Below are 6,207 nucleotides of genomic sequence, written 5' to 3'. Positions count from 1 at the left end.
CGGCGGCCCCGGCCGGGGCCCGGCGCGGGCGCGCCGGGGGTTCGTCGGCGTTGGTCGTCATGCCCACCAGCATAGGCGGGACGACGCAACGGTTGCGTTCCGTCGCCGGATGGGCCTACTCTCCCGTTACGACGATACGGTCCCGTCCCGACGTTGGTAAACGGACGGAAAAGCACGCGGAAACGGCGGGCAACGGCCGGACCGCGCTTCCCCCACCACCCGATTCGAAAGCAGCGGATGTGAGCCAGGTCCTCGACGCACCGCCCCCGATGCAGGTTCCGGCCGACGGCGACCTGGCGGCACTGGCCGCCCGGCACGGCCTGACCGTCAGTGGCGCCCGCCCCTCCGTACCGGCGTACGTCCGGCAGCTCTGGGACCGGCGGCACTTCATCACCGCCTTCGCCACCGCCAAGCTGACCGCGCAGTACAGCCAGGCGAAGCTCGGCCAGCTGTGGCAGGTGATGACCCCGCTGCTGAACGCGGCGGTCTACTACTTCATCTTCGGCGTGCTGCTGGGCACCAAGCGCGGGGTCGCCGACTTCATCCCGTTCCTGGTGACGGGCGTGTTCGTGTGGACGTTCACGCAGAGCTCGATCATGGCGGGCACCCGCGCCATCTCCGGCAACCTCGGCCTGGTGCGGGCGCTGCACTTCCCGCGCGCCGCGCTGCCGATCTCGTTCTGCCTCCAGCAGCTCCAGCAGCTGCTGTTCTCGATGCTGGCGCTGATCGCGATCATCCTCTGCGTGGGCGTGCCGGTCTCCGCGTCCTGGCTGCTGGCGCTGCCCGCGCTGGTCCTGCAGTTCGTGTTCAACGCGGGCGTGTCGATGGTGCTGGCCCGGATGGGCGCCAAGACCCCGGACATCGCCCAGCTCATGCCGTTCCTGCTGCGCACCTGGATGTACGTGTCCGGCGTGATGTGGAGCATCGACCAGCACACCAAGGACCAGCCGCGGGCGATGTCGCTGCTGCTGGAGTACAACCCGGCCGCGCTCTACATCGACCTCATGCGGTTCGCGCTGATCGACAGCTTCGGCGCCGACAAGCTGCCCCCGCACGTGTGGCTCGCGGCGGCCGGCTGGGCGGTCGCCGCCGGGATCGGCGGCTTCATCTACTTCTGGAAGGCTGAGGAGACCTACGGCCGTGGCTGAGCAGACCATCTCCCCCGTCCCGGCCCCGCAGGACGCGAGTGCCGAGCGAGTCCCCACCGTCGTCGCCGACCGCGTCGACATCGTCTACCGGGTCAACGGCACCGGCGCCGGCCGGGGCTCGGCCACCGCCGCCCTCAACCGCATCCTGCGCCGGGGCAAGGCCGAGAAGGCGGCCGGGGTGCGCCGGGTGCACGCCGTGAAGAAGGTGTCCTTCGCCGCCTACCGGGGCGAGGCGATCGGCCTGATCGGCTCCAACGGTTCCGGCAAGTCCACCCTGCTCAAGGCGGTGGCCGGTCTGCTCCCGGTGGAGAACGGCCACATCTACACCGACGGCCAGCCCTCCCTGCTGGGCGTCAACGCGGCCCTCATGAGCGACCTGACCGGCGAGCGCAACGTCCACCTCGGCGGCCTCGCCATGGGGATGTCCCGCGAGCAGATCAAGGAGCGCTACCAGGACATCGTCGACTTCTCCGGGATCAACGAGAAGGGCGACTTCATCACGCTGCCGATGCGCACCTACTCCTCGGGCATGGCGGCCCGGCTCCGCTTCTCCATCGCCGCCGCCAAGGACCACGACGTGCTGTTGATCGACGAGGCGCTGGCCACCGGCGACCGCTCCTTCCAGAAGCGCTCCGAGGCCCGCATCCGCGAGCTGCGCAAGCACGCCGGCACGGTCTTCCTGGTCAGCCACAACAACAACTCCATCCGCGACACCTGCGAGCGGGTGCTCTGGCTGGAGCGCGGCGAGCTGCGCATGGACGGCGCCACCGAGGACGTGCTCAGGGAGTACGAGGCGTTCACAGGCGACCGCAAGAAGAAGTAGCCAAGGGGCTTCCGCTTCACGCGTGGATATCCCTTTCAGTCATGTAATGACAGTATGTTATGAAAGGTGACCGCGGGACGAAGAGCCGAAGGAGCCCCTCCAGATGCCCCAACTCAGCGTCATCGTCTACGGGCCCAACACGCAGGGGCATCTGGCCGAACTCCTCGACTCCCTCAACGCCCATCCGCTCCCGGACACCGAGGTGATCGTCGCGGCGGTCGGCGACTGGGCCCGGGAGACGGCCGAGGGTCACGCACCGGAGACGGTCACCGTGCCGCTGCCCGACGGCACACCCGACGCCGAGGCCCGGTCGGCGGGGGCCGCGCGGGCCTCCGGCCGCTGGCTGCACTTCGTGCACGCCAAGGACGGGCTGCCCGCCGGAGCCCCCCGGCTGCTGGCCGAGCGCACCGCGGAACTGGACGAGAGCACCGACGTCGTCCTGCTGGACCACACCACCACCACCTGGCGCACCACCGCCGTCCCCTCCCGCGACGGCCGCCTGCTCGCCGGGGCCGGCCGCGCCGCCGTCACCCTGGACGACTCACCCGACCTGCTCCGCCTCACCCCGCTGCTCGGCACCCGCGCGCTGCGCACCGCGTTCTGGCGGGAACACGAGGAGGAGTTCTCCGGCGACGACGAGAACTTCGTCGCCCAGGCCGCCCTGCTCCGCGCCGGCCACGTGGCCTGCCTCGACCAGACGGCGTACGACGACCGCAGGCTGCGCCGGGAGAGCCTGCCCCCGCGCACCCCCGAGGACCGCTATGCCCTGATCGACCGCCACGAGCGCCTGCTCGCCCGCGCCGAGGGCCGCCGCCCGGTGCGGGCGGTGCTGTACGGGCTGATGGTCCGCGATCTGGTGCGGGTCTTCGCCCGCGAGGGCATGCCGGAGCCGGTGGCCCGCGAGTTCTTCCGCCGCGCCTCGGCCGCCGCCGTCCGCTGGCGCCCCGAGGGCCACCAGCGCCCGGCGGGCCTGGAGGGCGTACGGCACGCGCTGCTGGAGGAGGGCGCGTACACCAGGTACCGGGCGCTGCAGACCGCCAACCGCACCCGGCGCTCGGCCCGCAAGGCGGTCCGCGCCCGCAAGCGACAGCTCGGGGTGCGGCTGCGCGAACAGCAGTACCGGCGGGCGCTCACCCGCCCGCTCGATCCGAACCTGGCCGTGTTCGCGGCCTACTGGGACCGGGGGGTGGCCTGCAACCCGGCCGCCATCGCCGCCAAGCTGGCCGAACTCGCCCCGCAGATCCACCCGGTGTGGGTGGTGACCAGGGAGAACGCGGCCCTGCTCCCCCACGGCACCGATCACGTCATCCCCGGCACCCGGCGCTACTGGGAGACGCTGGCGACCGCCAAGTACCTGGTCAACAACGTCAATTTTCCCAACGCGGTGGTCAAGCGCCCCGGCGCCGTCCACCTCCAGACCCATCACGGCACCCCGCTCAAACGCATGGGCCTGGACCAGCGGGAGCACCCGGCGGCGGCCCAGGGACTGGACTTCGCGGCGCTGCTGTCCCGGATCGACAAGTGGGACTACAGCGTCAGCGCCAACAGCCACTCCACCCGGATGTGGGAGCGCGCCTACCCGGCCCGCTACACCTCGCTGGACCACGGCTATCCGCGCAACGACGTCTTCTACACCGCCACCGCCGCCGACGTGCGCGCCGCCCGCGAGCGCCTCGGCATCCCGCCCGGCCGCACCGCCGTGCTCTACGCGCCCACCCACCGCGACTACGAGGCCGGGTTCACCCCGCGCCTGGACCTCGCCACCCTGGCCGACCGGCTGGGCGAGGACACCGTGCTGCTGGTGCGCGCCCACTACTTCTACGGGGGCGGCGCGGCCTCCCCGCTGGCCGGGCTGCGCCGCACCGGCCGCATCGTCGACGTCTCCACCTACGACCCGGTCGAGGAGCTCTGCCTGGCCGCCGACGTGCTGGTGACGGACTACTCGTCGATCATGTTCGACTACGCCAACCTGGACCGCCCGATCGTCGTGCACGCCGACGACTGGGAGACCTACCGCACCACGCGCGGGGTCTACTTCGACCTGATGGCCGAGGCCCCCGGCCGGGTCGCCCGCACCCAGGAGGAGCTGACCGAGATCCTCACCTCGGGCGCCTGGCGCGACGAGACGGCGGCGAAGGCCCGCACGGCGTTCCGGCGCCGGTTCTGCGAGTTCGACGACGGCCGGGCCGCCGAACGGGTCGTGCGGCGGGTGTTCCTCGGTGAGCCAGAGGAGGCGCTGCCGCCCGTGCTTCCGCTGGAGGAACGTTCCCCCGCCCCGACGCCCGAGGAGCTCCAAGGATGACGACCCCCGACGTCACAGTCACCGTCATCGTCTACAACGACGCGGCCCGGCTGCCCCGCGCGGTCGCCTCCCTGCGCGCGCAGACCCACGAGAACATCGAGATCGTCATCAGCGACGACCACTCCACCGACGACACCCCCGCGGTGGCCCGGCGGCTGGCCGCCGAGGACAGCCGGGTGCGCTACCTGCGCCTGCCGGAGAACAGCGGCGGGTGCAGCGCCCCGCGCAACCGGGCCATCGACGTCGCCCGCGCCCCGTACCTGATGTTCCTCGACAGCGACGACGAACTGCCGCCGCGCGCCGTCGAGTTGCTGCTCGCCGCGCACCGGGAGCGCGAGGTCGACTTCACCATGGGCGCGGTGCGCCGGGTCCGGGTGGACAACGGCCGCCGCACCACCTGGATGCCGCACCTGGTCCGCGAGCGCCGGACCCTGGACGGCATCGCGGCCGACCCCCGGCTGCTCTTCGAGCACCTCTCGACCAGCAAGATGTACGCCCGCGCCTTCCTCGACCGCCACCACCTGCGCTTCCCCGAGGGCATCCACTACGAGGACCAGCTCTTCTCGGCCCAGGCTTACGGTCTCGCGCGGGCCTTCACGATCATCCCCGACCCGGTCTACACCTGGTACATCGAGCCGTACGCGGACCAGTCCAGCGCCTCCATCTCCAACCAGCGGCACAAGATCTCCAACGTCGCCGACCGGGTGCACGTGCAGCGCCTGATCGACGCCTTCCTGGTGGAGAGCGGGCAGGCCGGGCTGCGCGAGGACAAGGACTTCAAGTTCCTCAAGCACGACTTCCGGATGTACGCGGGCGACCTGCCCTACCGGGACGACACCTGGCTGGCGGAGTTCGCCGAGATCATGAACCCGTACCTGGACACCCTGGCCGAGGGCGCCTTCGCCCGGCTGCCCCGCCCGGAGCGGGTGGTGCTGGAACTGCTGCGAGAGAGCGACCTCGACGGGGTCCGGCTCGCCGCGCGGGGTCTCGGGCACCCGGTGGCGCCGCGCGAGGTCACCGCCGACGCCGACGGCACGCCCTACTGGGGCGGCTCGGTGCCCACGACCGGGCGGGGGCGCCGGGAGCTGGACCTGACCGACCTGGAGCTGGAGACCCGCCCCTTCTCCACCGCCTTCTTCCGGCACGAGATCACCGGCCTGCGGCCCGGCCCCGGCGCCGCGCTGACCCTGACGGTGCGCACCTACGACCCCGGACTGCGGCTCCCGGTGGGCCCGCAGCGGGCCGGACTGCTGCTCTCCCCCGGCCGGCGGCGGCTCACGGTGCCGTTCCGGCTGGACCCGGTGCGGCCGGGCGTGTTCGAGGGCCGGGTCCAGCTGGACCTGACCCGCGCCCGGCTCCCCCTCCAGGGCTTCGAGGGAGTCCGGCATCCGCAGGTGAGGCTCCAGCAGCAGGGCCTCGCCCACTCGGGGCTCCTGCTGGCACCGCTCGCCTTCCCGGCGCTGACCGCGCGGGTGGAGTCGGGCGGCGCGGCCCACCGGATCACCGTCGAGCCCGAGGGCCGCAACCCCGGCCGGCTGCAGATCCGCTGGCAGCCGGTGGGGGTCACGGCCCGGCTGCTGCGGCCGGTGGTGCGCAAGATCGACCGTCCGCGGGTGCGCAACGCGTTCCGGCTGGTGACGAGCGCGCTGAAGTGAACTCCGCTCAGTCGCGCACCGCGTAGAGCACCTGTCCGGCCGGGCCGGTCGTCACCGGGCGCAGCCACGGCTCGGCGTCGGCGGCCGGCCCGATCACCCAGCGCACCCCGTACCGGCGCGCTATGGCCCGCCGGGCCTCGGAGGAGGTGCCGGCGTCGAAGTACCGCTCCACCGCCGCGTCCCGGCCGCCCTGGTCCGGCAGGAACACGTCCGGGTAGCCGGGCGCCACGGTGTACGGCCCGTACGCGGGGATCTGCCGGGACGGCACCGTACGGGCCA

4 protein-coding genes and 1 pseudogene are annotated in these 6,207 nt (G+C 72.4%); 4 read left to right on the top strand and 1 reads right to left on the bottom strand.

Annotated features, from left to right (window positions below; all coding sequences use genetic code 11):
• Positions 1-239: 239 nt before the first annotated feature.
• From CCN33_RS27120 to CCN33_RS27105, 4 genes are all read left to right on the top strand, one after another.
• Entirely contained in the window at positions 240-1,148 is a 909-nt protein-coding gene (locus tag CCN33_RS27120) for an ABC transporter permease (protein ID WP_086696070.1), read from the top strand.
• A complete protein-coding gene (locus CCN33_RS27115) occupies positions 1,141-1,971 on the top strand; it encodes an ABC transporter ATP-binding protein (protein ID WP_244173952.1) in 831 nt (276 codons plus the stop codon). Before CCN33_RS27120 ends, CCN33_RS27115 begins: the two co-directional genes overlap by 8 nt.
• 103 nt (positions 1,972-2,074) lie before the next feature.
• Positions 2,075-4,273 carry a CDP-glycerol glycerophosphotransferase family protein gene (locus CCN33_RS27110; RefSeq protein WP_086696069.1) on the top strand — a complete coding sequence of 733 codons (2,199 nt, stop codon included), beginning with the start codon at positions 2,075-2,077 and terminating at the stop codon, positions 4,271-4,273.
• Positions 4,270-5,928: a glycosyltransferase family 2 protein gene (locus CCN33_RS27105; protein ID WP_086696068.1), complete on the top strand. Its 1,659-nt coding sequence runs from the start codon at positions 4,270-4,272 to the stop codon at positions 5,926-5,928. Before CCN33_RS27110 ends, CCN33_RS27105 begins: the two co-directional genes overlap by 4 nt.
• 7 nt (positions 5,929-5,935) lie before the next feature.
• On the opposite strand, the pseudogene CCN33_RS27100 reads toward CCN33_RS27105, so the two are convergent.
• Positions 5,936-6,207, bottom strand: a pseudogene (locus CCN33_RS27100) (hypothetical protein); the annotation flags it as partial.

It is taken from the genome of Streptomyces recifensis (assembly GCF_002154615.1).
GTDB lineage: Bacteria > Actinomycetota > Actinomycetes > Streptomycetales > Streptomycetaceae > Streptomyces > Streptomyces griseoluteus.
Note: the sequence above shows the minus strand (reverse complement) of the source record. Positions and strands in the feature narration are given on the sequence as shown.